General features: G+C 42.5%; 1 pseudogene. It reads left to right on the top strand.

Annotated features, from left to right (window positions below):
* A pseudogene (locus tag ABZ924_RS38685) lies at window positions 1-848 on the top strand (hypothetical protein); the annotation flags it as partial.
* Between the last annotated feature and the right edge of the window lie 490 nt (window positions 849-1,338).

Genomic DNA, 1,338 nt, shown 5'->3' with positions numbered 1-1,338 from the left:
GCAAAGGCTTTATTGCAGCACTTGATCAAAGTGGCGGCAGCACACCGAAAGCTTTAGCGCTATACGGCGTTTCGGAAGACCAATACTCGACAGAAGAAGAAATGTATGACTTGATCCATAAAATGCGGACACGCGTCATGACAGCACCTTCTTTCAGTTCTGATTCGATTATCGGGGCAATCCTTTTTGAACAAACGAAAATTTACCATTATCCGCCCGATCTATTTAATCTCCTAGTACAAACTATACCTTTATTATGTAAATCCAAAAAAGACACACTTAATTTCTTAAAAGGTTCAGGTATTTCCTATAAATTCATGAGCGATGTGACTAACCAAGTCGACTTAGATCGTAATTCTATAGGCAAAGCAGAAATAGTCAGAACGGTTTTAGTAAGAATAAATGAAGATGGGGATACTTCTTTGAGACCACGAAGGGAATTATTAAAAAGAGTCACAGAATTTGAAAACTTTGAAGCGTGTTGGGAGAAAGATAGACTCCCTGCAAAAGCTTTGGTTGGCGAAATAAGAAGCTTAATCAATGTTAAGGATTCTTTTACAAGAATGAAGGAAGAACGCGACCCTTATTTCATGAGCAAGGGTGGGAATCGGGCTAAGAAATATCACTCCACAGCAATAGATGTATTGTTGCGAATTAAAAAGCTATACGATGCTGGCTATGAAACTTCAGGCTTAGCAGAAATAATAAAGAATGAATTTCCCGTGATCGTCAGTGATGATGGATTTCCCAATACCAGAAATGCCAATGACGAACTCATGCCGGTTCAAGAGCGTTGTATCGTCGACAATCACGACATTGCCGGTCGTCATGTTGCGTCCTTTGATTAAGCCGGTTTCGGAGAACATTTCGTTCTCGTGAAACGGGAAGAAATACGAGATTGCTTCCGAGTTGGTCATCTTGTACGTCAGTTCGTCGACTTTGTTGTCATTCAGCGGCAAAAACGAACGAAAGGCATCGACCGCACGATCTGTCGGGTTGTGAATGATGCCGATCTTCGAGAATTTGCTTTTGACGGTTGTCGTCAGTTGGTCCAGTTCTTCTTGTGAACTCGCTACCAAATGAATGAGCGTATGGAACAGGTAAATCTTATCGTTCCGGTACGACAAGTTCCGCAGCATTTCCGAGGCACTTTCAATTTGCCCTTCCGATTCAATGATTGTCTGTTCATCGGCGAAACGTGTATTCATCTTCATGCGATTCTGCTTGATGCTTTTCACGAGCTGCGTGCGCACTTCGCCCATGTTGTATTCCTGCATGTAATGGACCAGTGACACGTTCTCGGGAATCTCGGTCACCTGCTGAATCTTGTTTTGATCT

The organism is Streptomyces sp. NPDC046876 (genome assembly GCF_040645035.1).
In the GTDB taxonomy this organism is placed as follows: domain Bacteria; phylum Actinomycetota; class Actinomycetes; order Streptomycetales; family Streptomycetaceae; genus Streptomyces.
The sequence above is the reverse complement of the archived record's forward strand: the minus strand, read 5'-3'. Positions and strand labels throughout refer to the sequence as shown.